Annotated in this window: 20 protein-coding genes; 15 read left to right on the top strand and 5 right to left on the bottom strand. The window is 71.9% G+C overall.

Translation table 11 applies throughout. The features are described 5' to 3' along the window. Window positions 1-103: 103 nt before the first annotated feature. Window positions 104-2,560, top strand: coding sequence for a glycoside hydrolase family 3 C-terminal domain-containing protein (locus tag C8K30_RS14055; protein ID WP_108493508.1), 2,457 nt, complete (start codon window positions 104-106; stop codon window positions 2,558-2,560). Between the two features lie 70 nt (window positions 2,561-2,630). Here the strand turns inward: C8K30_RS14055 and C8K30_RS14050 are convergent, their stop codons facing one another. Together C8K30_RS14050 and C8K30_RS14045 are read right to left on the bottom strand one after the other, a co-directional pair. Then, window positions 2,631-3,770, bottom strand: a complete 1,140-nt coding sequence (locus tag C8K30_RS14050; protein ID WP_108493507.1) for a GNAT family N-acetyltransferase — start codon at window positions 3,768-3,770, stop codon at window positions 2,631-2,633. Window positions 3,771-3,834: 64 nt separating this feature from the next. Further along, window positions 3,835-4,458, bottom strand: a complete 624-nt coding sequence (locus C8K30_RS14045) for an NAD(P)-dependent oxidoreductase (protein WP_108493506.1) — start codon at window positions 4,456-4,458, stop codon at window positions 3,835-3,837. A 110-nt stretch (window positions 4,459-4,568) separates the two neighbouring features. On the opposite strand from C8K30_RS14045, the gene C8K30_RS14040 reads away from it, so the two are divergent. Next, window positions 4,569-5,144, top strand: a complete 576-nt coding sequence (locus tag C8K30_RS14040) for a TetR/AcrR family transcriptional regulator (RefSeq protein WP_108493505.1) — start codon at window positions 4,569-4,571, stop codon at window positions 5,142-5,144. A 29-nt stretch (window positions 5,145-5,173) separates the two neighbouring features. On the opposite strand, the gene C8K30_RS14035 is transcribed toward C8K30_RS14040, so the two are convergent. After that, entirely contained in the window at window positions 5,174-6,283 is a 1,110-nt protein-coding gene (locus C8K30_RS14035) for a LacI family DNA-binding transcriptional regulator (RefSeq protein ID WP_108493504.1), read from the bottom strand. 183 nt (window positions 6,284-6,466) lie between these two features. On the opposite strand from C8K30_RS14035, the gene C8K30_RS14030 reads away from it, so the two are divergent. The 8 genes from C8K30_RS14030 to C8K30_RS13995 all read left to right on the top strand — a co-directional run bounded on the left by C8K30_RS14030 (window position 6,467) and on the right by C8K30_RS13995 (window position 17,503). After that, window positions 6,467-7,756, top strand: coding sequence for an extracellular solute-binding protein (locus C8K30_RS14030; protein WP_369940038.1), 1,290 nt, complete (start codon window positions 6,467-6,469; stop codon window positions 7,754-7,756). Window positions 7,757-7,764: 8 nt separating this feature from the next. Next, window positions 7,765-8,784, top strand: a complete 1,020-nt coding sequence (locus C8K30_RS14025) for a carbohydrate ABC transporter permease (protein ID WP_108493502.1) — start codon at window positions 7,765-7,767, stop codon at window positions 8,782-8,784. Further along, entirely contained in the window at window positions 8,784-9,659 is an 876-nt protein-coding gene (locus C8K30_RS14020; RefSeq protein WP_108493501.1) for a carbohydrate ABC transporter permease, read from the top strand. The genes C8K30_RS14025 and C8K30_RS14020 overlap by 1 nt, the downstream gene beginning before the upstream one ends. Window positions 9,660-9,744: 85 nt before the next feature. Then, window positions 9,745-12,183 carry a glycoside hydrolase family 3 N-terminal domain-containing protein gene (locus tag C8K30_RS14015; protein WP_108493500.1) on the top strand — a complete coding sequence of 813 codons (2,439 nt, stop codon included), beginning with the start codon at window positions 9,745-9,747 and terminating at the stop codon, window positions 12,181-12,183. 105 nt (window positions 12,184-12,288) lie between these two features. After that, on the top strand, window positions 12,289-12,645 hold the full coding sequence (locus C8K30_RS14010; protein WP_108493499.1) for an RNA-binding S4 domain-containing protein: 357 nt from the start codon (window positions 12,289-12,291) through the stop codon (window positions 12,643-12,645). Between the two features lie 169 nt (window positions 12,646-12,814). Beyond that, a complete protein-coding gene (locus tag C8K30_RS14005; RefSeq protein ID WP_108493498.1) occupies window positions 12,815-15,871 on the top strand; it encodes a S8 family serine peptidase in 3,057 nt (1,018 codons plus the stop codon). A gap of 83 nt (window positions 15,872-15,954) precedes the next feature. Then, the gene (locus tag C8K30_RS14000; protein ID WP_146197471.1) at window positions 15,955-16,353 is read left to right on the top strand and encodes a hypothetical protein; all 399 of its coding nucleotides are present in this window, start codon (window positions 15,955-15,957) and stop codon (window positions 16,351-16,353) included. Window positions 16,354-16,363: 10 nt separating this feature from the next. Then, the gene (locus tag C8K30_RS13995) at window positions 16,364-17,503 is read left to right on the top strand and encodes a dipeptidase (RefSeq protein WP_108493496.1); all 1,140 of its coding nucleotides are present in this window, start codon (window positions 16,364-16,366) and stop codon (window positions 17,501-17,503) included. A gap of 1 nt (window position 17,504) precedes the next feature. On the opposite strand, the gene C8K30_RS13990 is transcribed toward C8K30_RS13995, so the two are convergent. Beyond that, entirely contained in the window at window positions 17,505-17,777 is a 273-nt protein-coding gene (locus C8K30_RS13990; protein WP_108493495.1) for a hypothetical protein, read from the bottom strand. Window positions 17,778-18,020: 243 nt separating this feature from the next. Next, the gene (locus C8K30_RS13985; RefSeq protein WP_108493494.1) at window positions 18,021-18,563 is read right to left on the bottom strand and encodes a GNAT family N-acetyltransferase; all 543 of its coding nucleotides are present in this window, start codon (window positions 18,561-18,563) and stop codon (window positions 18,021-18,023) included. Between the two features lie 187 nt (window positions 18,564-18,750). On the opposite strand from C8K30_RS13985, the gene C8K30_RS13980 reads away from it, so the two are divergent. From C8K30_RS13980 to grpE, 5 genes are all read left to right on the top strand, one after another. Further along, the gene (locus C8K30_RS13980) at window positions 18,751-19,257 is read left to right on the top strand and encodes an FMN-binding protein (protein ID WP_108493493.1); all 507 of its coding nucleotides are present in this window, start codon (window positions 18,751-18,753) and stop codon (window positions 19,255-19,257) included. Next, window positions 19,250-20,155, top strand: a complete 906-nt coding sequence (locus C8K30_RS13975; RefSeq protein ID WP_108493492.1) for an FAD:protein FMN transferase — start codon at window positions 19,250-19,252, stop codon at window positions 20,153-20,155. Before C8K30_RS13980 ends, C8K30_RS13975 begins: the two co-directional genes overlap by 8 nt. Next, complete coding sequence (locus tag C8K30_RS13970) at window positions 20,152-21,810, top strand: oxidoreductase (protein ID WP_108493491.1); 1,659 nt, start codon at window positions 20,152-20,154, stop codon at window positions 21,808-21,810. The genes C8K30_RS13975 and C8K30_RS13970 overlap by 4 nt, the downstream gene beginning before the upstream one ends. Window positions 21,811-21,999: 189 nt before the next feature. After that, entirely contained in the window at window positions 22,000-23,865 is a 1,866-nt protein-coding gene (gene dnaK / locus C8K30_RS13965; RefSeq protein ID WP_108493490.1) for a molecular chaperone DnaK, read from the top strand. After that, a complete protein-coding gene (gene grpE / locus C8K30_RS13960) occupies window positions 23,862-24,551 on the top strand; it encodes a nucleotide exchange factor GrpE (protein ID WP_108493489.1) in 690 nt (229 codons plus the stop codon). The genes dnaK and grpE overlap by 4 nt, the downstream gene beginning before the upstream one ends.

Here is a 24,551-nt window from a genome sequence, read left to right as displayed (position 1 = left end):
GACGCGGGACGCGCACGGCTTTTTGTGCGGCGCGGGACCTGAAGCGTGGATGGCGCGGCTGTGGTGCGGGGCGCTTGTCGGTGGCCACCGCTAGCGTGGCGGCATGACGAAGAAGCCGCTCGCGCACGCCGCAGTCGCCACCGCAGCTGCCCCCGCGGCGATCGTCCGGAAGCTCACCCTCGAGCAGAAGGCGCGCCTCCTGTCCGGGGCCTCGTTCTGGACCACTGCCGAGGCGCCCGGTGTCCCGCCGGTCTACCTCTCGGACGGCCCGCACGGCGTGCGCCGGCTCGACGCCGACGTCGGCGACATCGAGGGCGCCGTCCCGGCCACGTGCTTCCCACCGGCGGTGGCGCTCGGCAGCACGTTCGACGTCGGCCTGGTCGAACGGGTGGGGGAGGCCGTCGCGACCGAGGCGCGGCGGCGCGACGTCGACGTCGTGCTCGGCCCGGGCATCAACATCAAGCGCAGCCCGCTGTGCGGGCGCAACTTCGAGTACGTGGCGGAGGATCCGCTGCTCGCCGGCGAGATCGGCGCGGCGCTCGTCACCGGGATCCAGCGCAAGGGCGTCGCCACGAGCCTCAAGCACTTCGCGGCGAACAACCAGGAGACGGAACGCATGCGCGTCTCCGCCGACGTCGACGAGCGCACCCTCCGCGAGATCTACCTGCGCGGTTTCCAGCGCGTGGTCACCAGGGCGCGGCCCGCCACGCTCATGTCGTCGTACAACCGCATCAACGGAACGCACACCGGCGAGGACCGCCGCATCACCACCGACATCCTGCGCGGCGAGTGGGGCTTCGAGGGCCTCGTCATGTCCGACTGGGGCGCCGTCCACGACCGCATCGCCGGCATCCGCGCGGGCCTGGACCTGGAGATGCCCGGCGGCGGCGAGGGCCGGGTCAAGGAGATCGTCGCGGCCGTGAAGTCCGGCTCCCTGGACCTCGCCGACGTCGACCGCTCGGCCGCCCGCGTGGTCGCCCTGGCGCTCGCGGCGCAGGCCGCGCGCGACCCGGCGGCGCGCGGAGGCGCGGCGCCGCTCGCGGAACGCGGCCACGACCCCGAGGCCTGGCACGACGCCGCCCACCACGCCCTGGCCCGCGAGGCCGCGTGCCGCGCGATAGTGCTGCTCAAGAACGACGGCGGCCTGCTGCCGCTGGCCCCGCAGACTCGCCTGGCCGTGATCGGCGAGCTCGCCCGTACGCCGCGCTACCAGGGCTCGGGCTCGTCCCAGATCGTCCCGACCCAGCTCGACGACGCCCTCGCCGCGATCCGGGACTCCGCCACCGACGTCGTCTTCGCGCCGGGGTACGAGCTCGACTCGACGGGCGCGCCAAGCGGGAAGGCGGGGGCGACCGCCGGCAAGCGGCGGGCCAGGGCCGCCGCCGGCGACGACACCGGGGCGCTCGCCGACGAGGCAGTCGCCGCGGCACGGGGCGCAGGCGTGGTGCTGTTCTTCGCGGGCCTGCCGCAGTCGGCCGAGGCGGAGGGCCGCGACCGCGAGCACATCGAGATCCCGGCGGCCCAGCTCGACCTGCTCGACCGGGTGCTGGAGGTCAACCCGCGCGTGGTCGTGGTGCTGTCCAACGGCTCGGTGGTTCGCCTGTCCGGCTTCGCGGACCGCGTGCCCGCGATCGTCGAGGGCTGGCTGCTGGGCCAGGCGGGCGGCGGCGCCATGGCCGACGTCCTGTTCGGCCGCGTCAACCCGTCCGGCCGGCTGGCCGAGACCGTCCCGCCTCGGATCGAGGACACCCCCGCCTGGACGAGCTTCCCCGGCACGGGCCTCCGCGTCACCTACGGCGAGGGCATCTTCGTGGGCTACCGCTGGTACGACGCGCGGGACATGGCGGTCCAGTTCCCCTTCGGCCACGGCCTCTCGTACACGACGTTCGCCTACGCGGGACTGGTGGTCTCGACACGCTCGACCAGCGGCGGGGGCGTGGCCAGCGGGAACGTGACGCCCGACGGCGGCGGCCTCACCGCCCGCGTGACCGTCACCAACACCGGCGGCGTCGCCGGCCGCGAGGTGGTGCAGTGCTACGTGTCCCTGCCCGGCTCCGCGGTCCCGCGGGCTCCGCGCGCGCTGGCCGCGTTCGCCGTCGTCGACCTGGCGCCGGGCGAGTCCCGGGAGGTGGAGCTGGCCGTGGCGCGGGACGACCTCGCGTACTGGGACATTCGCGCCGACCGGTGGCTCGTTGAGGGCGGCACCTACCGCGTCGAGGTGGGCGCCTCCAGCCGCGACCTCCGCGTCACCGCCGAGGTGCAGGTGCCGGCGGACGCCTTCGTCGCGCCGCTGACCCCCGAGAGCTCGGTGGGCGAGGCGATGGCGCACCGCGTCATCGGCCCGACGGTCACGGGGCTGCTCAAGGCGACCGGCCTGTCCGACGACGTCATGACCATGACCATGGCGATGCCCCTGGCACGGCTCCCGTACCAGCCCGGCTCCGGCGTGACGCACAGGCAGGTGCGCCAGCTGCTCGACGTCGCGAACGGTACCGGCGGCCTGGCCACCCGAGCGGCCGGAAAGGTGCTGGGCCTGGCCGGCCGCCTGCGCAAGCGCTGATCCCGCCGCATGCGGGATCCGTAGCGTAGAACGTGCGTGACTTGTGGCGTGGGCTACGCGAACCTCTGGGTCAGAGGCGCTTCTGGAGCGCGGCCTCCGCGCCCGACGGGCGGAACCCGAGCGCCACGTTGATGCCCAGCATGTGCGCGTTCTCCTCGGCGTTGAACGTGTGCGCGCGCTCGGTCTGCGGGTACCGGGCGGCGAGCTCGCGCAGGTTCACGGCCTTGACGAGCATCCCGAGCCGGTGCCCGCGGTGGGACTTCAGCACGATCGTCTCCTCCTGGAACACGAACGACGGCTTGCCGTCCAGCAGCAGGAACGAGGTGCCGCCCGCGACCTCGCCGGACGGGACGTGCTCCACCAGAGTGGTCAGCAGCCGCTCGCCGCTGTCGGCGCGGTCCGCGAGGTAGACCCGGACACGCTCGGCGTCCCAGGTCTCCTCGCCGAAGTCGAGCTCGCCTTGCGGCACGTCCGTGGACATCCGGGTCATGAGCTGGGCATACCCGTCGTGCCAGTCCTCCGGGATGCCCTCCCACGTGTGCGTCCGGTAGTCGTCGCCGGCTTTCGCGCGCGCCTCCGCCTCGAACTCCGCCAGCTTCCCCGGGTCCACCGGCAGGTCGAGCCGCGACATGCGCTCCACCTGCTCGATCGTGTACCCGCGGCCGAGCGCGAACCGGGTGCCACCCGCGGCGGAGGCGGGGAGCCGGCCGACGCCGGTCGCCGGTACCAGGGCCTCCTCGTCCTCGGCCGCCTCACGGGGCGACGCCGACCAGGTGAAGAACGTGGTCCGGCCGGCGTCGGCGGCCGCCTGCTCAGCCCGGTCGGCGAGGGCGGTCCCGATGCCCCGGCGCCGGTGGTCCGGCCGGACTCCGACGTAGACGTCGGCGGTATGCGTGTTGTGCTCGCGCGTCAACGCGAGGAATCCGTACCCGATCACGTCGTCGGCGGTCGGGGTGCCTCCGTCCGCGCGGTCGAGCACCGCGACGAACCGCTGCTTGTGCGCGTACTCCTGGTGCAGCATCCCGCTGACGACCTGCTGCAGGGTGCGGGCGAGGTCGTCGTAGCCGCGGGTAGCGATCTCCACGGCATGGTCGACGGCGGCGATGCCGCGGTACGCCCAGGCGTCGGGGTGGTCCGTCGAGGGCACCGCCGTCACCTCGAGGATGCGCCACGTCGTCGGCTCTGGCGCGGAGCCGCTGGGGGAGGTCATACGACCAGGGTGCCCGGCCCGCCGTCGGGCGGCGAGGCAATATTGACGGGGCCGGGCGCCCGGGTCAGGCCGCGACGGAGATCGCCTGCCCGACGGCGGTGCGGTCGGTCACGGCGTCGAGCATCGCCAGGGCGAGGTCGGGCCGGGCGATCGTCCAGGCCCAGCGCACGTTCCCGTCCCGCCGCGCCTGGTAGCGACCGGTACCGGGCCGGTCCTGGAGACGTGGCGGACGCATGATCGTCCAGTCGACGTGGCTGGCTCGGATCACCTGCTCCATGGCCTCCAGGTCCGCGTTCGTCGTGGCCAGCGCCCGCTTCAGGATCGGCTTGGCGACGTAGCGGGAGAGCGGGTCGTCGCCGTCGACCACCCAGCCGCTGGCGCTGATCGCGACCAGGCGGCGCACGCCGGCGCGGTCCATGGCGGCGAGGACGGCGGTGACGCCGTCGCGCAGGACGTGCGCCGACTCGCCGGGCACCGGTCCGAGGCAGCTCGCGACGGCCTCGACGCCCGCGAACGCGGCGGCGAGGGCGGCGACGTCGGACGCGTCGGCGACCCGGAACTCGCCGGGCGGGTCCGGCAGCCGGGACGGGTCGCGCACAACGGCGACCACCTCGTGGCCGGCCGCGGCGGCGACGCGGACGAGCTCTCGGCCGGTCCGGCCGCTCGCTCCGACGACAGCGATCTTCATGGCATCTCCTGGGGTATGGGCGGTGCTCGACGGCGTGTGAGTGAATACTTACTAACACCGTGCCACGGGGTATGACAGCAGGTCAAGGGAACGGGGCGAGAATGTCTGCCATGAGCACACGGGAGCGGATCCTCGACGCGGCGGCGCTGGTGATGCGCGAGCAGGGCGTCGCGCACGCGACGACCAAGGAGATCGCGCGCGCGGCCGGCTGCTCGGAAGCGCTGCTGTACCGCCACTTCGACGACAAGCAGGGCTTGTTCATGGCGGTCCTGCAGGAGCGCCTGCCCGGCTTCGCCCTGCCCGACGACGCCGTCGGCGCCGCGACCGTCGAGGCCAACCTCGCGCGGTTCGTCTCCGGGCTGCTCGACTTCTACGTGGACAGCTTCCCGATCTCGGCCTCGATCTTCTCCAGCAGCACGCTCCTCGCCCGCCACCGGGACGCGATCGCGGCGCACGGGGCCGGTCCGCAGACGCCGCAGCTACGGCTGCAGGCCTACCTGGAGGCGGAACGCGCGGCCGGACGGGTGCGCGCCGACGCCGATGTCGAGGCGGTGGCCCGCCTGCTCGTGGGCGCGGCGTTGCACCAGGCGTTCCTGGTCACGTTCTGGGGCGACGGGCGGGTCGACGAGCCCGGCCTGGGGCAGCGCCTGGTGGCCTCGGTCCTGCCGGCGCTGCTGCCGGGCTGACCCGCACGCCTGGTCAGGCGGCCGCCTGGTTACGCGGCCGCCGGGGGAGCCGTGCTCGCGCGCTGCACCAGGCGGGTGGGCAGGCGGGTGTGGTGGCCCGCCGAAGGACCCGACTCCAGCATCGCGATGACCATGCGGAGCGCCTCGGCACCCATCTCGTGCAGGGACTGCGCGATCGTCGTCAAGGGCGGGGTGGACCCGGCGGCCTCCGGGACGTCGTCGAACCCGATGACCGAGAGGTCCTCCGGGACGCGCAGGCCCAGCTCCTGGGCCACCTCGATGACGTGGATCGCCGACAGGTCGTTCGCGGCGAAGACCGCGGTCGGCCTGTCCGGGCGCTCGAGCAGGTCGTGCGTAGGGCGGTCGGACCGGTCCGGGCGGTAGCCGCCCTCCAGCACCAGGCTCGGGTCCGGGGTGAGGCCCGCCGCCTGCATCGCCTCACGGAAGCCGAGCTCGCGCAGGCGGGCCGACTCCAGGTCGGCGCGTCCGCCCAGGTAGCCGATGCGCGTGTGGCCCAGGCCGATCAGGTGTTCGGTCGCGGTACGGGCGCCGCCCAGGTTGTCGGAGTCCACGGTGGCCGGGCCCGTGGGCCCCGTGTGCGGGTCGATGGCGACGATCGGGACGCCCTCGTGCACCGGGAGGGCGAGGGTGGGAGTGACGATGACGACGCCGTCGATCAGGGTGCCCGCGAGGCGGGACAGGGAGCGGCGCTCCCAGCCCACGTGGTCCGAGCGCCCGGCGTCGCCGCAGTACGCGAGCAGCTCGTAGCCGGTGCCGGTGATGCCGGCGGAGATGCCCTTGAGGAGCTCAGTGCTGAACGGCTCGAACTCGGCCACGAGCACGCCGATCACGTTGGTCTGCCGGCGGCGCAGGCTGCGCGCGACGAGGGACGACTCGTACCCGAGGTCGGCGACGACGCCGAGCACCCGCTCGGCGGTGGCCGCGGCCACCCCGTACCGGCCGTTGACTACCTTGGACACGGTGGCGACCGACACGCCCGCAACGCGCGCGACGTCGGTGATGGTGGCGCGGCCGGTCGCGCGCTCCTGTGTGGCGAACGGTTCCGGGGCCTCCGGACCGTTCGTCACGCTGTCACCCGGTCCGGCGGTGGACCCGGGTAGGCCTGTCCCACTGTGCACGGAAGAGACAGTACATCCGGGCAACGTGGTGTGTCTGTCGGGCCGATCCGTTTCGAAATCGATATCGAAACCGTTTGACTTGACCGTGACCGTCCTGCGAGGCTCCTGATCGACGGACCCGTAGTCCGTCAACGGCAGGCTCCTGCCGACCGTCGATGACGACCTACAAGGGGTTCCACAATGATGAGGAAAACGCGGGCCGCGGGCGCTCTTGCCCTGGGCGCCACCGTTGCCCTGCTGGCCGCGGGCTGTTCGGGCGGCAGCGGTGAGGGAGGATCGGACGGCGACGTCACGATGACCTTCTGGCACAACTCCACCACCGGGCCGGGCAAGGCCTACTGGGAGGACACGGTCGCCGCCTTCGAGGCGGCCAACCCCGGCGTGACGATCGAGGTCCAGTCCATCCAGAACGAGGACATGGACGGCAAGCTGCAGACCGCCCTGAACTCGGGCGACGCACCGGACATCTTCATGGCGCGCGGCGGCGGCAAGCTGGCCGACGTCGTCGAGGCCGGCCAGATCATGGACCTCACCGACACGATCGACGACGCCACGAAGGCCGCCGTCGGCGACGCGGGCCTCAGCGCCCTCACCGTGGACGGCAAGATCTACGGCATGCCGACCTCGATCCTTCCTGGCGGCATCTACTACAGCCAGGACCTCTTCGACGAGGCAGGCATCACCGAGACGCCCACCACCGTGGCCGAGCTGGACGACGTCGTGTCCGACCTCAAGGCCGCCGACATCGCCCCGATCGCGCTCGGTGGCAAGGACGCCTGGCCTGCCGCGCACTGGTACTACTTCTTCGCGCTCCGCGAGTGCTCCCAGGAGACCCTCGAGGCGGCCGCCGTGTCCCGCAGCTTCGACGACGAGTGCTGGCTGGCGGCGGGTGAGGACCTGCAGGAGCTGTCCGCCACCGAGCCGTTCCAGGACGGCTACCTCACCGCGACGGCCCAGCAGGGCGCCGGTTCCTCGGCGGGTCTCATCGCGAACCACAAGGCCGCCATGGAGCTCATGGGCGCGTGGAACCCGGGCGTGATCGCGGGCCTGACCCCGGACCAGAAGCCGCTGAAGGACCTCGGCTGGTTCCCGTTCCCCGCCACTGACGGCGGCGCCGGCGACCCCGCCGCGTTCATGGGCGGCGTGGACGGCTACTCCTGCTTCGTCGAGGCTCCGCCGGAGTGCGCCGAGTTCCTGAACTTCTTCATGCAGAAGGAGTACCAGGAGAAGTACGCGGAGGCGTTCGTGACGCTGCCCGCCAGCAAGGAGGCGCAGAGCGTCGTGACGGACCCCGCGCTCAAGTCCGTCCTCGAGGCCTACAACGCGGCCCCGTACGTCTCCGTCTGGCTGGACACGCTGTACGGCCAGAACGTGGGCAACGCGCTCAACGGCAGCGTCGTCGAGCTGCTGGCCGGCGACGGTGACCCGCAGAGCATCGTCGACGCCGTGAACGCCGCGGCGGCGATGGAGTAACGACTCAGATGACTCACTCCCTGGGCGAGAACTCAGCCGTGACGACCTCGCCTGAGGGTCCTTCGGTGACCGGGGGCGACGTGCAGACGTCGTCCCCGGCCCGTCGGCCGCGGCGGGGCAGAAAGACCGACTGGCGCAAGACGCTCGAGATCACCCTGCTCTCGGGCCCCGCCATCGTCGTGTTCCTCGCGTTCGTCATCTTCCCCGTGTTCCTGGCGGCGTACTACGGCTTCTTCAGCTGGAAGGGCTACGGGCCGCCGACGGAGTTCGTCGGGCTCGACAACTACCTCGTCATCTTCCAGGACTCGGCCTTCCACGAGGCGCTCCTGCACAACGGCTACATAGTGGTGCTGTCCCTGATCATCCAGGGGCCCGCGGCAGTGGCGCTGGCGCTCCTGCTGAACCAGAAGATCCGCGGCCGGTCCATCATCCGCGTCCTGATCTTCGTGCCGTACGTGATCTCGGAGGTCATCGTGGGCACCGGCTGGAGCCTGATGCTCCAGACCTCGGGTGCGGTGAACGACCTGCTCGACAAGCTGGGCCTGGGGTTCCTCGCCGTCGACTGGCTGTCCGACCCCAGGATCGCCCTCTGGTCGCTGATGATCATCATCAGCTGGAAGTACATCGGCTTCGCCGTGATCCTGTTCCTCGCGGGCCTGCAGAGCATCCCCGAGGAGCTCTCCGAGGCGGCCTCGATCGACGGCGCCTCGTACTGGCAGATCCAGCGCACCATCACGCTGCCGCTGCTCGGCCCGACGATCCGCATCTGGGCGTTCCTGTCGATCATCGGCTCGCTCCAGCTGTTCGACCTCGTCTACATCATCTGGGGCCAGTACGTCTCCGCGACGGCAGGCACCTCGACGATGGCGACCTACATGGTCCTGAACGGGCGGCTGGCCGGGAACTTCGGCTACGGCAACGCGGTCGCCGTCGTGCTGTTCCTGATCTCGCTCGTCATCGCCCTGGTCTATCAGCGCTACGTGCTGCGCCGGGACACCGAGGGCGCGCTCACGGAAGGGAAGAACTGATGGCGACGCTGCTCGACGCCCCCACATCGGCCGGGCAGAAGCTCCGCCGGATACCGAAGGTCGCCTGGGGCAGCCCGATGACCTACGTCGTCGCGTTCCTCTTCGTCGGGGTCTGCATCGCCCCCGTGCTCTACATCATCGTGGGCGGGTTCCGGACGAACGCGCAGATCACGGTTGACCCGTCGGGTCTGCCGAGCCCCTGGGTGGTCGACAACTACCTCAGCGTGCTCGCGAGCGGGGTGTTCTGGCGCCAGGTCGCCAACTCCGCGATCGCCGGCATCCTCACCACGCTCGGCGTGGTGTCGCTCGGGCTCATGGTGAGCTTCGTGCTGGCGCGGTACGACTTCAAGCTGAACGGAGCGATGTACTCGCTGTTCGCGGCGGGCCTCATGTTCCCCATGACGGTGGCGATCACCCCGCTGTACATCCTGATCCGCGACCTCGGCCTGATGAACACCCTCGGGGGCATCGTCCTGCCGCAGATCGCGTTCGCGCTCCCGACCACGATCATCATCCTGGTGCCGTTCCTGCGTGCCATCCCCAAGGAGATCGAGGAGGCCGCGTCGATCGACGGCGCGGGCCGCATCGGGTTCTTCTTCCGGATGGTCGTGCCGCTGTCGCTGCCCGGCGTGATCACCACCGGGATCCTGGCGTTCGTCGCGTCGTGGAACTCGTACATGCTGCCGCTGTTCATCCTGAACGACGAGCTCTCCTACACGCTGCCGCTGGGTGTCCAGGCGTTCGCCTCCCAGTACTCGGTCGACACGGCGCGGGTGCTGGCGTTCACGTCGCTGTCGATGATCCCCGCGCTGATCTTCTTCTCGCTGTTCGAGCGGCGCATCGTCGGCGGTCTCACGGGGGCCGTCAAGGGGTGACCCCAGGGGTGCGGCTCCGCGCCCCGCGATTCACGCAGGCCACGTTTCAAGCAGGGTCATACAAGCAGGTCAGGAAAGGATTTCGATGACGGAGCTGCCGGTGGCGCTTCGGGCGATGCCCGAGGTGTCGGAGCGCGTGCACGAGCTGCACGCCCAGATGACTCTCGAGGAGAAGCTCGCCCAGCTGGTCGGGTACTGGCTGGACCAGGGCGGCAACGTCGTGGCACCGATGCAGGGCGAGATGGCCGGCGGTCAGGGCTCCACGACGCTCCCGGAGATCACGAGGCACGGCCTGGGGCACTACACCCGCGTGTACGGCACACGGCCGGTCGACCCGGCCGAGCGTGCGGCGTGGCTGTGGGACGAGCAGCGGAGGCTGAAGCGCGAGACGCGCCTCGGCATCCCCGCGCTGGTCCACGAGGAGTGCCTCACGGGCCTTGCGGCCTGGCAGGCGGCCACCTTCCCGACGCCGCTCGCGTGGGGGGCGTCGTTCGACCCGGAGCTGGTCGCCGAGATGGGCGGCCTCATCGGGGAGTCCATGCGGGAGCTCGGGATCCACCAGGGGCTCGCGCCGGTGCTCGACGTCGTCCGCGATCCCCGGTGGGGGCGGGTCGACGAGTGCATCGGCGAGGACCCGTACCTCGTCGGCACGGTCGGCACCTCGTACGTCCGCGGGCTGCAGGGGGCGGGCGTGCACGCCACGCTCAAGCACTTCGTGGCCTACTCCGGGTCCAAGGCGGGGCGCAACCACGCCCCGGTGAGCGCGGGCCCGCGCGAGATCGCCGACGTCTACCTGCCGCCCTTCGAGATGGCGGTGCGCGACGGCGGGGTGCGCTCCGTCATGGCCTCGTACAACGACGTCGACGGCGTGCCGATGCACTCGTCGGGCGAGTACCTCACCCAGCTGCTCCGCGAGCAGTGGGGGTTCGACGGCGTAGTGGTCGCCGACTACTTCGGCGTCGCGTTCCTGACCGTCATGCACGCGATAGCTGCCGACCGGGGCGCGGCTGCCGCTGCCGCGCTGGAGGCGGGCGTCGACATCGAGCTGCCGTCCGGTGACGCCTACCTCGAGCCGCTGGCCGCGCTCGTCACGGACGGCACCGTGCCGGTCGAGATAGTGGACCGGGCGGTGCTGCGCGCGCTGAAGCAGAAGGAGGAGCTCGGTCTCCTCGAGCCGGACGCGTACGAGGACGCGCCGCCCGCCGTCGTCGACCTGGACTCGCCCGCGCACCGCGACGTGGCCCGGCGCCTCGCCGAGGAGTCGGTGGTGCTGCTCTCGAACGACGGCGTGCTGCCGCTCGGCTCGTGGCACGACAGGCCTTCCCGGGTGGCGGTGATCGGGCCGAACGCGACGCGTCCCGAGGCCCTCATGGGCTGCTACTCGTTCGCGAACCACGTGCTGGCGCACCACCCCGGCGTCCCGGCGGGCTTCGAGATCCCGTCGGTGACCGAGGCCCTCGCCGTCGAGTTCGAGCGGGCGGGCCTGTCCGCGCCCGAGCTCACGTTCGCGCAGGGCTGCGCCGTCGAGGGCGACGACACCTCCGGGTTCCCCGCCGCCGTCGCCGCGGCGGAGGCCGCCGACGTCGCGATAGTCGTCGTGGGCGACCAGGCCGGGCTGTTCGGCCGCGGCACGGTGGGCGAGGGTAACGACAGCGAGTCGCTCGAGCTGCCCGGCGTGCAGCGCGAGCTCGTCGAGGCGGTGCTCGCCGCGGGCAAGCCCGTCGTGATGGTGCTGCTCACCGGCCGCCCGTACTCGATCGGCTGGGCGCTCGACACCCCTGGCACGGCGGCCGGGGGCAGGAAGCCCGGCGCCGTGCTCCAGGCGTTCTTCCCGGGCGAGGAGGGCGGCACCGCCCTCGCGGGCGTCATCTCGGGCCGGGTGAACCCCTCCGGGCGCCTGCCCGTGTCGCTCCCGCGCTCCACGGGCTCGCAGCCGTACTCGTACCTGCACCCGATCCTCGGCGGCGCGTCCGAGGTGACGTCCACCGACTCGACGCCGCTGCGCGCCTTCGGGTTCGGCCTGTCGTACACGACGTTCGCGCGCGAGCTGGTCTCCGTGGACCCGTCGGTCGAGGCGGGCGGCACCTTCCGCGCCGTCGTGTCGGTGACGAACACGGGCGGGATGAGCGGGTCCGACGTCGTGCAGCTCTACGGGCACGACGTGCTGGGGTCCGTCGCGCGGCCCGTCGCGCAGCTGCTCGGCTACCACCGTGTCGCGCTGGAGCCGGGGGAGTCGACGACCGTCACGTTCGACGTGCCGACCACCCGGTTCGCGTTCAGCGACCGCAAGATGGTGCGGATCGTCGAGCCCGGCGATGTCGAGGTGTGGGTCGGCGCGCATGCGGCCGACAGCGTTGTCAGGGTCGTGGCGGAGGGCATCGCCGACCTGGACGAGCCGAACGACGCGCCGAACGGCGTCCAGGCTGCCGCTCCGGCGGCGGCACGCAAGGTGGTCGCGATCACGGGCGAAGTGCACGAGGTGACGACCGCGGACGAGCGGTGGGTCCAGGTCTCGACCACCTGATCCGTCCCCGGCCTCGTCGAGTGCCGGGTATCTGTGGGCTTCGGGTCCAGAAACCCGCAGGTACCCAGCACTCAACCAGGGGACGGGCGGTGGGAGGATGGGCCGATGCGCATCGACGTCTGGCTGTGGGCGGTGCGGCTGACCAAGAGCCGGTCGGTCGCGGCGGAGCTGTGCCGGAGCGGCCGGGTCCGCATCAACGACAAGGTCGCCAAGGCGTCGGCGTCCGTCGCCGTCGGCGACCGGGTGACGTGGCGCGACCCGCTCCGGGACCGCGACGTCGAGGTCGTCGAGCTGCTGCTCAAGCGCGTGGGCGCGCCCATCGCCGCCAAGGCGTACCTGGACCACAGCCCGGCCCTGCCGACGCGGGTCGAGCGCGAGGCCGTCGGGCTGCGCGATCGCGGCGCGGGTCGCCCCACCAAGCGCGAGCGGCGCGACATCGACAAGCTGCGCGGGCGGCGCTGAGGTAGAGGTTCCCGCCGGTTCACCGCCCGCCGATCGGGGCGGGTGATTTCCGGCAATTTACGCGGTATCGGGGTCGTCCGGCGGCTAGTGTGCGGCTGTCTTCCCCGCCGGAAACGGCTGGGCTCCCGCCCGTGACTGGGCACCTCATCCACCTCTTCGGAGTGCACATATGCCTCGTCGCACGTTCGTGTCCCGGAGCGTCGCATCGGCGGCGGCGGTCGCGTTCCTCGCGTCCCCCGCCGCCGCGGTCGCCGCCCCGGACCCCGCCTCCGACGGCGGACCCGCCACCCGGCCCGGCAGCGCTGCCGTCCAGGTGGCGCCCGGCGTCGTCGACCCGGCGGACAAGATCACCCCCGCCGCCACCCGGGCCTTCCAGGCTCAGGACACCACCGACTTCTGGCTCCGGTTCGCCGGCGAGACCGACCTGTCGGCGGCAGGGGGGATCACGAACTGGTCCGAGCGCGGCGAGTACGTGTACGAGACGCTCCTCGCGGCGGCCGAGTCCTCCCAGAAGGAGGCGGTCGCCGCCCTCGAGGAGTCCGGCACCGAGTACACCTCGTACTGGGCCACCAACGCGATCCTGGTCGAGGACGGCTCGCTCGACCTGGCCACGGACCTCGCGGCGGACGCGGAGGTCCTGGAGGTCCGGCCGACGACGCGGCACGCGCTCGAGGAGCCGGAGACGACGGACGGCGCCGTGCCGAACGCCGCCGCGAACTCCACGTACGGCATCAAGGCGATCAATGCCGACGACATGTGGGGCCTGGGCTATACCGGCGATGGTGTGGTCGTCGCGGGCCTGGACACGGGCGTGAGCAACCATGCGGCTCTGGCTCCGCAGTGGCGAGGCTACGAGTCGGGTGACAGCGACTACAACTGGTACAACTCGTTGGACCCAGGCGGCAACTACCCATATGACAACAACGGGCACGGCACCCACACCATGGGCACCATGGTGGGCACCGACGACGGTGAGATGAACATCGGCGTCGCGCCCGGCGCGCAGTGGATCGCGACCAACGGCTGCGCCGGGAACTGCTTGGACTCGACCCTGATCGCGTCTGGCCAGTGGCTGCTGGCGCCGACCCGCTGGGACGGCACCGACGTGAACCCCGCCCTGCGTCCGCACGTCATCAACAACTCGTGGGGCCTGTCCCTGTCGACCGACCCCTTCATGGAGGACGTCATCGCCGCCTGGGAAGCGGCGGGCATCTTCAGCACCTGGTCCAACGGGAACGACGGCGAGCTCGGCTGCGAGACGTCCGGCAGCCCCGGGTCGCGCCAGGCCTCCTACTCGGTGGGCGCGTTCACGCCGTCGGGCACGATCGCCTCGTTCTCCTCGCGCGGCCCCGGGCAGAGCGGCACCGTGAAGCCCGACATCGCCGCACCCGGCGAGACCGTCCGGTCCGCGGTGCCCGGCGGCGGGTACGAGCAGTGGTCCGGCACGTCGATGGCCGCACCGCACGTCGCGGGCGCCGTCGCGCTGCTGTGGGACGCCGTGCCGGAGCTCATCGGCAACGTCCCCGCGACCCGCGCCATCCTGGACGACTCGGCCACCAACGTGGGCAACACGACCTGCGGCGGCACCAACGACGACAACAACGTCTGGGGCGAGGGCAAGCTCAACGTCCTCGCGGCGTACGAGCTCGCCCAGGGGCAGCAGTTCACCAGCACGCCCGCGCCGGTGATCGACGTGCTCGAGGCGACGGTCGACGGCTTGCTGGCCGTCGGGACAGATCCGGTCTGGGACCCGGCCGCCACGTTCACCTACCAGTGGCGCCGCGACGGCCAGATGATCTCCGGCGCGAACAGGTTCGCCTACGAGCCCCAGCCGGCGGACCTCGGTGCACGGCTCACCGTGACCGTCGTCGGCTCCGCCGACGGCTACCTCCCGACCGCCGTGACCAGCGAGCCGAGCGAGCCGATAGCGATCGGCAACCTCGCCTCCAGCGACCCGACCATCAGCCCGACCGCGAAGGTCGGCACCACGCTCTACGCGAAGTCGGGCGAGTGGACCTCCGGCACCACGTTCACCTACCAGTGGTTCGCGAACGGCGCGCCGATCTCGGGCGCCACCGCCTTCACGTTCGTCCCCACGAGCACGCACCGCGGCAAGCAGCTCACCGTCACCATCACGGGCAAGCGCGCGGGCTACGTGTCCGAGACCCGCACCAGCCCCGCCGTCACTGTGGACTACGGCGTGTTCTCCATGGCCGCACCCCGCATCTCGGGGATGTCCTACCCAGGCGCCACCGTCTCGGCGGTCGCGCCGCCGGCCACGCCGGCGCGCACCACCACTACCTACCAGTGGAAGGTCGACGGCCGGAACATCTCCGGTGCGACGAGCTCGACGTTCCGGATCCCGGCGTCGTACGAGGGGCGCAAGCTCACCGTCACGGTGACGGGCAAGCGCCCCGGCATCTCCACGAAGTCCGTGACCTCGGCCCACTCCACGGTCGACACCAAGTTCTCGGCGTCTCCCACGCCCACGATCTCGGGCACCGCGCGGGTCGGGGCGAAGCTGACGGCCAAGGTAGGTACGTGGCGGCCCTCGCCCACGTTCACCTACCAGTGGCTCGCCGACAGCGTGCCCATCCCGGGCGCGACCAGCTCGACGTACACCGTCAAGGGCCCGCAGCTCGGCAAGAAGATCTCCGTGGTGGTCACCGCCCGCAAGTTCGGGTACGCCACCGCCGTCCGCTCGGGCGGGCCCACCGCCGCCGTCGGCAAGCCGGCCACGGCGATCCCCGCGGACGGGGGATACCTCGTGGGGAGCGACAGCGTTCCCGCGGGCACCTATGTCGCACAGGCAGGCACCCGGTTCTGCAGCTGGGAGCGTGGGTCCGAGTCGGTCGTGTGGGGCCGGGACTTCGGCTACGGCCAGCGGATCGCCACGGTGAAGCCCACCGACTACTACTTCTGGTCCGACAGCTGCGGCTCCTGGACCAAGTACTACTCGGGCATGACGGAGCCGAGGACGCGCACGTTCAACAACGGCGTGTACATGCTCGGTGACCAGCTCCAGCGTGGCACCTACGTGACGACCGGGCCGGCGGACGACGACGGTGGGAGCTGCTACTACGCGATCATCAAGGAGTTCATCGGCAAGCAGGACCAGAGCCACCTCGTGTCGAGCGGCAGCACGACGGAGGCGCTGACCATTACGCTGCCGTCCACCGCTACCGGGTTCGAGACGTCGAACTGCACCTGGCAGCGCGTGAGCTGACCTGCCACCGTCGGACCTGCAGGTCACTGAAGGTGACCTGCAGGTCCGACCTGTTCGCCCGACGGCGCGATCCTGGAGGCACCTTGTCGGCTGAGTGGCACCCGGACATCAGGCGAGACCTGCTCCCCGGCCGGTCCGAGGCCGCGCTGTCGAGGCACTCCCTCGTCTGCACGGTGATCGGGATAGCAGCCGCCGTCTCGGTAGTCACCCTCCTGGCGGTAGACCGGGGGCTCTGGGCCTGGGGACTCCTGCCGTGCGGGATCGCCGTCGTGGGTGTCTCCGCGGGAGGCCTGCTCGACAGCTCGGCCACGTCGCGGCAGGTGACGGAGGCCCAGGCGGGGTACACGACGGTCGCGAGCGAGTCCGGCGACCTGGAGTACATCGACCCCCGGACGTCCCGGCTCGTGCGGCACGCGGGCGAGGCACTCACGACGTACGAGGTCCACGAGCGGCTGAGAAGGATCAGGGCGGCGGCGCGGTAGCGTCGCCCGCATGACGACCGCAGACCGCCTCACCGCGCTCCTCGAGAAGCACCCCGTCTGGGACGGGCACAACGACCTCCCGTGGGAGCTGCGCGAGCAGTCGTTCTACGACCTCGACGCGGTCGACATCGCGCAGCGGCTCACGACCACGCACACCGACCTGCCGCGCCTGCACGAAGGCGGCGTGGGCGCCCAGTTCTGGTCCGTCTACGTGCCCACCCGGCTCCAGGGCGGAGCGGCGGTAACGGCCACGCTCGAACAGATCGACTGCGTGCACCGGCTGGTCGAGAAGTACCCGGACTCGCTCCAGCTCGCCCTGACCGCCGCCGACGTCGAGCAGGCGTGGTCCCGGGGGCGGATCGCGAGCCTCATGGGCGCCGAAGGCGGCCACTCCATCGACGGGTCCCTGGCCGTGCTGCGCATGCTGTACGCGCTCGGCGTGCGATACATGACGCTCACGCACAACGACAACGTGCCGTGGGCGGACTCGGGTACCGACGAGGAGGTGCTCGGCGGCCTCTCGTCGTTCGGCGAGGACGTGGTCCGCGAGATGAACCGCCTCGGCATGCTCGTGGACCTCTCGCACACCTCGGCGGGCACCATGCGCCACGCGCTGCGCATCACCTCGGCCCCGGTGATCTTCAGCCACTCCAGCGCCCGCGCCGTCTGCGACGTCCCCCGCAACGTGCCCGACGACGTCCTGGGCGCCCTCGCGACCAACGGCGGCGTCTGCATGGTGACGTTCGTGCCGCAGTTCGTCTCGCCAGCGGTCGCCGAGTGGCGGGCCGGGGGCGCGGAGGCCGCCGCGGCTGAGGGGATCAGGAGCACCGACATCGGCGCGTTCGAGCCGTTCATCGAGCGGTGGCGGGCCGAGCACCCGCAGCCGGGCACCACGCTGTCCGACGTCGTCGCGCACGTCGAGCACGTACGCGAGGCCGCCGGTATCGACCACGTGGGCCTGGGCGGCGACTACGACGGCACGCCCGCCCTGCCGGAAGGCCTGGAGGACGTCACGGGCTATCCGCGCCTGCTCGCGGCGCTCGCGGACAACGGCTGGTCCGACATCGACCTCGGCAAGCTGACCAGCGGGAACGCGCTGCGAGTGCTGCGGGACGCCGAGTCGGCGGCGGCCCGGTTGGCCGAACGCTGACTCAGCCGGGCAGCTGGACCACCTTGCGCTGGAAGCCCAGGGCCACCTTCTGCAGGGACTCGAGCGGCTCCTGCTCGTTGTGGTGGCTGATCTGCCGCAGCATCGAGCCGGACGAGGCGAGCAGCGCGACGATCACGTCACGCGCGTCCTCGCGGGTCTCGAGCGCCTCCTGCAGCAGGTCCTGGACGTGAGGTGATCTGAGGCCCTCCTCCTCGGGATCGAGCAGGGCTGTCAGGAGTGCGATCGACAACGAGCTCCCGTGGATGCTTGCCATGGTGGTCTCCCCCCGGTCGGGGCCCGGGATCCCCGGGCATCAGGCACCCGCGGGCAGGCCCGCGGGCTACTCGTCCGCTGCCCCACCCCCTGTGGCCTCGGTCGTACACCCTTGTGTACCGCAGGTCAGGGCGTCGCGCCTGTTGACAGGGGCGAAAGAGGCCCGACGGCGGCGTGTCGCACCGCCTGGGCCCGGGGGTGACCGATCGGCCGTCCGGGCTCAGCCGTGGGTTCAGTCGTGCGTTCAGTCGTGCAGGATCCGCTGGAACATGACGTGGTCCTGCCACTTCCCGGCGATCTTGAGATAGGCGGGCGCGAAGCCGATCCGCTCGAAGCCGGCCCGGGTCAGCACGGCCTGCGACGCCTCGTTGTGCGGCAGCGTCGCCGCCTGCAGGCGGTGCAGGCCGACCTCGTCCCGCGCGTGGTTCGCGAGCGCCTCGATGGCGCGAGTCATCAGGCCCCGCCCGGTGAACTGGCCGTCCAGCCAGTAGCCGAGGTGCCCGTTCTCGAAGGCGCCGTGCACGACGTCGGTGAGGTTCAGCCGGCCCACGATCGCGCCGTCCGACTCGAGCACGGTGTAGAGCGCGCGGCCCGTCGAGTTCTCCACCACCTGCGCCCACAGGCGTTCCTTGTGCCACTCCTCGGTGTAGAACTCCTCGGGCCGCGCGGGGTCCCAGGGGGCGAGGTGCTCGCGGTTGCGCAGGTAGGCGTCGGCGATTGCCGCGGCGTCGTCCTTGCTGAGCTCGCGCAGCGTGACGTCGGCCGCCAGGGGGGTCTGGAAGGGCATGTCCTCAGGCTAGACGAGGGAGTCCGCCGCTCCTGACCAGCCATGTCCGGTCGAAACATGCGGAGGGCCGGCATCGCCGGGCGCCACCCGTTCTCACAGCAGGCCCAGACAACTCACAGACGGGTCCGAGGCCCGTTCCATGATCGGCCGGTGAACTGTCCCCCAACACCACGACAGGGAGACCGTCATGAACCACACCCTCCGACGCCGCGTCCTCATCGGCCTCGCGCCGCTCGCTGCCGCCGTCGCCCTCGCCGGGTGCGCGGCGAACGCCACCGCCGAGGACGGCACGTCGACGTCGCAGAGCAGCGTCTCCGCCGACGAGTCGTCCGGCACCTCGGGCGAGACCGACGACAGCACCAGCACCACCGACGACAGCACCACCGATGCGACGAGCGCCTACGCCGACGGCACCTACGCCGCCGAGGGCAGCTACGTGTCCCCGGCCGGGACGGAGACGATCGGCGTCGAGCTGACGATCGCCGACGGCGTCGTGACCGCCGTGACCGTCACGCCCGAGGCCGAGGACCCGACGTCCGCGCAGTACCAGGAGCAGTTCGCGTCGGGCATCTCCGCCGAGGTCGTCGGCGTCGCGCTCGACGAGCTCGACGTGGACAAGGTCGCCGGCTCCTCGCTCACCTCCGGCGGCTTCGACGCCGCCGTCGCCCAGATCGCGGAGCAGGCCAGTGCGTGAGGCGGCCGCACCCACCGCACCGACCGCGCCCGGGCGCCTCGAGTTCGAGGCGATCGGCACCAGGTGGATCATCGACACTTCCGCGCCGCTACCGTTCGGCGTGGAGGCCGCGGTGCGCCGCGAGGTCGCCACGTTCGACGCCACCTGGTCGCGCTTCCGCACCGACTCGTTCGTGCAGGACCTGGCCCGGCGCCCGCGCCGGCACCATGTCGACGCCGACGGCGCCGCGATGCTCGAGGTCTACGCCACGCTCGCGTCGGCGACCGGCGGTGCGGTGAACCCGCTGGTCGGCCACGCCCTGGAGGACCTGGGGTACGACGCCGACTACACCCTGCGCCAGCACCCGCGCGGCCGCGGCCCCGTCCCCGCGTGGCCTGCGCTGGGCTGGGACGCCACGACGTCGACGGTCGACCCGGCGGGCGCCCTGCTGCTCGACGTCGGCGCGATCGGGAAGGGCAGGCTCGTCGACCTCGTCAGCCGCCTGCTGGGGTCCGCAGGGGTCGGGCCGTTCACCGTCGACGCAGGCGGCGACATCCGCCAGGTCGGCGGCCGTGGGCTGCGCGTCGCGCTGGAACACCCCGGCGACCCGCGCCGCGCCGTCGGCCTCGTACGCCTGCCCGCGGGCGGGGGCGCCGTGTGCGCGTCGGCGACCAACCGGCGTTCCTGGGGCGACGGCCTGCACCACGTGCTCGACGCCCGTACGGGCCTGCCCACCTCCGACGTCGTCGCGACCTGGGCGGTGGCGCCGACCGCCATGCTGGCCGACGCCGCCGCGACCGCCGCGTTCTTCCTCGACCCCGCCGCCGTCCGTGAGCTCCTGCCCGTGACGGGCGTCGTCCGGATGCCACGTCGCGGCCCGCTGGAGGCCGTCGGGGTCGACGGGCAGGTCTTCGCGTGACCGCCGCCGCCGTCGTCCCGTCCATGCCCGCCGGCGCCGCCGTTCCGCGCCCGGGTCTCGCGGGGCGGCTCGACCAGGCCCTGGGGCGAGTCTCGATGTACACCCTGGTGCGGGCCGTTCTCGGGTTCGTCGCCACCGCGGCCGTCACGCTCTCGGCCGTCGGTGTCCTGTCCACCGACCCGCTCGCGCTGATCGTCAGCACTGCCGTGGCTCTGGCCGCGACCTGGGCCGGGACCGCAGCGGGTGCCCGGCTCACGGGCGCCCGCCCGCACCCGGGCTCGTGGGCGATCACCGGACTGATCCTGTCCCTGCTCCTGTGGCCCGGCCTGACGCCCGCCGCCCTGGCCACCGTCGCGGTCGCCGGCCTCGTCGCTGGCCTGAGCAAGTTCGTCCTGGCCTGGCGGGGCAGGCACGTGCTGAACCCGGCCGTCGCCGGTGCCGTCGCCGTCGGACTGGTCGGCCTGGCCGTACCGGGCATCGGCTCGGCCCTGTGGTGGGTCGGCAACGCGGCGCTGCTGCCCGTGGTCGCGCTCGGTGCCCTGCTGGTGCTGTGGCGCACGCGGCGGCTCGGGTACGCGGCGTCGTACGCCGTGCCGGCCTGGGCCCTGACGACGGCGGGCTACCTGCTGCTCGGTACCTCGCTCGCGGACGCCGCCTGGTGGGCCGTGAGCGCGAGCCCGATCGTGTTCCTGGCCGGGTTCATGCTCTCCGAGCCGCTGACCACGCCGCCACGGCGCGGTCAGCGAGCGGCTGTCGCCGCGCTCGTCGCCGTCGGCTCCGTGCTGCCGCTCTTCGTCGCGGTGCCCCTCACGCCGGAGCTCGCCCTCGCGGCGGGCAACGTCCTGGCGTTCCTGTTCGGGCAGCGACGCGCCGTCGTGCTCCGGCTCCGGTCGGCCGAGCGGCGCGGGACGCTGCTCGACCTGCGGTTCGAGGCCGCGCGGCCGCTGCGCGCCCGGGCCGGCCAGTACCTCGAGGTGGACGTCCCGACGGCCGCGCGGGACGGCAGGGGCCGCCGCCGCGCGCTGTCGCTCGCCTCCGACCCGGCGTCGGACGAGGTGCGGCTGATCACCCGGGTCGGGGAACACCCGTCGGCCGTCAAGGCCGAGCTCGCCCGACTCGTGCCGGGCGACGAGGTTCGCGCGACCGGCGTCGCCGGCGACTTCCTCCTGCCCGGTGCCCCGGTCATCCCCGGCGCTCCACGCCGCCGCGGGGCCGGCCGGCGATCGGGGCCGAGCGGCCTCCGCCGGCTCGCGCTCGTCGCCTCGGGCGTCGGCGTCACGCCGTTCCTCGCGCACCTGGCGGTACCGCACGGCGGGCGCGACGTCGTGCTGGTGCATGCGGTGCGCGACGCCGCCGAGCTGCCGCTGCCCGAGGAGGTTCCCGGGGCGTCACTGGTGGTCGCCGTCGTGCCGGCGGGATCGCCCGGCTGCGCACCCGGTGGTCCGGTCCTCCGCGACGGCAGCCGCCTGCCCGCCGACTGGGTGTGGCTCGACGGAACCCTCGAGACCGCCGGCCTGCTCGCCGCGACGGTCCCCGGGCTCGCGGATCGCGAGGTGATGGTGTCCGGCTCGCCCGCGTCCGTCTCGACGGTGCGGCGCCAGGCGCGAGCCGCAGGTGTGCGGCGAGTGCGCACCGACACGTTCTTGGGGTACTGACCCCGTGGTGATCGAGGACGACGCCGCCCGCCGGCCGTCCTAGCAGGGCAAGCATGCACCGGGAACTTTTGAGCGCCGCCCGGGGTTGAGTGAAGTGGACTCAACTTTGCGGGGCCGAACTTGCTTCCTCGTGCGCTCCGGCCTAAGTTGAGTGCAGCAGACTCAATCTGTCGAAGGAAGGCAGCAAACATGGCACGCGCAGTAGGTATCGACCTCGGCACGACGAACTCGGTGGTGGCGGTTCTCGAAGGCGGAGAGCCCACCGTCATCGCCAACGCGGAGGGCTCGCGGACCACCCCGTCGGTGGTCGCGTTCTCCAAGACCGGCGAAGTCCTGGTGGGTGAGGTCGCCAAGCGTCAGGCGGTCACCAACGTGGACCGCACCATCTCCTCGGTCAAGCGCCACATGGGCACCGACTGGGCAGTCGAGATCGACGACAAGAAGTACACGGCGCAGGAGATCTCCGCCCGCATCCTGGGCAAGCTCAAGCGCGACGCCGAGGAGTACCTGGGCGAGCCCGTCACGGAGGCCGTGATCACGGTCCCGGCGTACTTCAACGACGCCGAGCGTCAGGCGACGAAGGACGCGGGCCAGATCGCCGGCCTCGACGTCAAGCGCATCGTCAACGAGCCCACCGCGGCCGCGCTCGCCTACGGCCTGGAGAAGGGCAAGGAGGACGAGCTCATCCTGGTCTTCGACCTCGGTGGCGGCACGTTCGACGTGTCCCTGCTCGAGGTGGGCAAGGACGAGGACGACTTCTCGACCATCCAGGTGCGCGCCACGTCCGGCGACAACCGCCTCGGCGGCGACGACTGGGACCAGCGCGTCGTGGAGTACCTCATCAAGCAGGTGAAGAACTCCTCGGGCGTCGACCTGTCGAAGGACAAGATCGCGCTGCAGCGCCTCCGCGAGGCCTCCGAGCAGGCCAAGAAGGAGCTCTCGTCCGCGACGAGCACCAACATCTCGATGCAGTACCTCTCGATGAGCGAGAACGGCCCCATCCACCTGGACGAGAAGCTCACGCGCGCTCAGTTCCAGCAGATGACGCAGGACCTCATCGACCGCACCAAGGCGCCGTTCCACGCCGTGATCCGCGACGCCGGCATCTCCGTGTCGGAGATCGACCACGTGGTGCTCGTGGGTGGCTCCACCCGCATGCCCGCCGTGACCGAGGTCGTCAAGGAGCTCACCGGCGGCCGCGAGCCCAACAAGGGCGTGAACCCGGACGAGGTCGTCGCCGTCGGCGCCGTGCTGCAGGCCGGTGTCATCTCCGGTGACCGCAAGGACGTCCTGCTCATCGACGTCACCCCGCTGTCCCTCGGCATCGAGACCAAGGGTGGCGTGATGACCAAGCTCATCGAGCGGAACACGGCCATCCCGACCAAGCGCAGCGAGGTCTTCTCCACGGCCGACGACAACCAGCCGTCCGTCGCGATCCAGGTCTTCCAGGGCGAGCGCGAGTTCACGCGCGACAACAAGCCGCTGGGCGTCTTCGAGCTCACCGGTATCGCGCCCGCCCCGCGCGGCGTGCCGCAGATCGAGGTCACGTTCGACATCGACGCGAACGGCATCGTGCACGTGTCCGCCAAGGACCGCGGCACGGGCGTGGAGCAGTCGATGAAGATCACCGGCGGCTCGGCCCTCCCCAAGGAGGACATCGACCGCATGGTCAAGGACGCCGAGGCGCACGCCGACGAGGACAAGAAGCGTCGCGAGGAGGCGGACACCCGCAACCAGGCCGAGGCCTTCGCGTACTCCATGGAGAAGCAGATCGCGGACAACCGCGACAAGCTCCCGGCGGAGGTCGTCACCGAGGTCGAGGCGGACATCGCCGCGGTGAAGTCCGCGCTCGAGGGCGAGGACGCCGAGGCCGTCAAGACCTCGTACGAGAAGCTCGGTGCGTCCTCCCAGAAGATCGGTGAGGCGCTGTACGCCGCCGAGCAGCCCGCCTCGCAGGGTGCCGACGGCAGCCCGCAGACGGCGAAGGCACAGTCCGCCCCTGAGGAGGACGTCGTCGACGCCGAGATCGTGGACGACGAGGACGAGCGCAAGTGACGGACCAGAACCAGCCACGTTCCCCCGAGCCGGAGGGCTCGGGGGAGCACCCCTTCCAGTTCACGGACAAGCGCAAGGTGAACAACTCGGGCGAGCAGAGCCGGCCGGCCGAGCCTGCTCCCGCGGCCGGGCCCGCACCGGCCGAGGAGCCTGAGGCGGTGGTCGAGCCCGTCGAGACCCCCGCGCAGGACGACGCCTCCGTCGATCCGCTGGAAGGGCTCGACTTCGAGCCGTCCGGCGAGGCGGCCGAGGCGTCCGAGGTCCTCAAGGCGAAGGCCGAGGCGGCGGAGCACCTGGACGCGCTGCAGCGCGAGCGGGCCAGCTTCACGAACTACCGCAACCGGGCGCTGCGCGACCAGGATGCCGCGCGGGACCGGGGCGTGCAGGACGTGCTGGCGGCGCTGCTGCCCGTGCTCGACGACGTCGAGCGCGCGAAGCAGCACGGCGAGCTGAGCGGTCCCATGGCGGCGATCGCGGAGAAGCTCGACCAGAGCCTGCAGAAGTTCGGCGTCGAGCGGTTCGGCAAGGTGGGCGAGGAGTTCGACCCCACCCTGCACGAGGCGCTCATGCACTCGACCGAAGCGGAAGCTACGGCCACCACGGTGAACCTCGTGGTGGAGCCCGGGTACAAGATCGGCGACAAGGTCGTCCGGGCGGCGCGCGTGGGCGTCGTCGGACCGGAGTAG

Origin of the sequence: Promicromonospora sp. AC04 (assembly GCF_003058225.1) — a bacterium.
In the GTDB taxonomy this organism is placed as follows: Bacteria; Actinomycetota; Actinomycetes; order Actinomycetales; family Cellulomonadaceae; genus Promicromonospora.
This window is presented reverse-complemented; position numbering and strand designations above follow the sequence as displayed.

What these genes read in the sequence shown, in the direction of transcription:
- C8K30_RS13980 (WP_108493493.1), top strand. Translation starts at nt 18,751, where the DNA reads ATGAACCACACCCTCCGACGCCGCGTCCTCATCGGCCTCGCGCCGCTC.
- C8K30_RS14010 (WP_108493499.1), top strand. Translation starts at nt 12,289, where the DNA reads ATGCGCATCGACGTCTGGCTGTGGGCGGTGCGGCTGACCAAGAGCCGG.
- C8K30_RS14045 (WP_108493506.1), bottom strand. Translation starts at nt 4,458, where the DNA reads ATGAAGATCGCTGTCGTCGGAGCGAGCGGCCGGACCGGCCGAGAGCTC.
- C8K30_RS14055 (WP_108493508.1), top strand. Translation starts at nt 104, where the DNA reads ATGACGAAGAAGCCGCTCGCGCACGCCGCAGTCGCCACCGCAGCTGCC.
- C8K30_RS13990 (WP_108493495.1), bottom strand. Translation starts at nt 17,777, where the DNA reads ATGGCAAGCATCCACGGGAGCTCGTTGTCGATCGCACTCCTGACAGCC.
- C8K30_RS13995 (WP_108493496.1), top strand. Translation starts at nt 16,364, where the DNA reads ATGACGACCGCAGACCGCCTCACCGCGCTCCTCGAGAAGCACCCCGTC.
- C8K30_RS13985 (WP_108493494.1), bottom strand. Translation starts at nt 18,563, where the DNA reads ATGCCCTTCCAGACCCCCCTGGCGGCCGACGTCACGCTGCGCGAGCTC.
- C8K30_RS14020 (WP_108493501.1), top strand. Translation starts at nt 8,784, where the DNA reads ATGGCGACGCTGCTCGACGCCCCCACATCGGCCGGGCAGAAGCTCCGC.
- dnaK (WP_108493490.1), top strand. Translation starts at nt 22,000, where the DNA reads ATGGCACGCGCAGTAGGTATCGACCTCGGCACGACGAACTCGGTGGTG.
- C8K30_RS14005 (WP_108493498.1), top strand. Translation starts at nt 12,815, where the DNA reads ATGCCTCGTCGCACGTTCGTGTCCCGGAGCGTCGCATCGGCGGCGGCG.
- C8K30_RS14050 (WP_108493507.1), bottom strand. Translation starts at nt 3,770, where the DNA reads ATGACCTCCCCCAGCGGCTCCGCGCCAGAGCCGACGACGTGGCGCATC.
- C8K30_RS14040 (WP_108493505.1), top strand. Translation starts at nt 4,569, where the DNA reads ATGAGCACACGGGAGCGGATCCTCGACGCGGCGGCGCTGGTGATGCGC.
- C8K30_RS14025 (WP_108493502.1), top strand. Translation starts at nt 7,765, where the DNA reads ATGACTCACTCCCTGGGCGAGAACTCAGCCGTGACGACCTCGCCTGAG.
- C8K30_RS14015 (WP_108493500.1), top strand. Translation starts at nt 9,745, where the DNA reads ATGACGGAGCTGCCGGTGGCGCTTCGGGCGATGCCCGAGGTGTCGGAG.
- C8K30_RS14030 (WP_369940038.1), top strand. Translation starts at nt 6,467, where the DNA reads ATGAGGAAAACGCGGGCCGCGGGCGCTCTTGCCCTGGGCGCCACCGTT.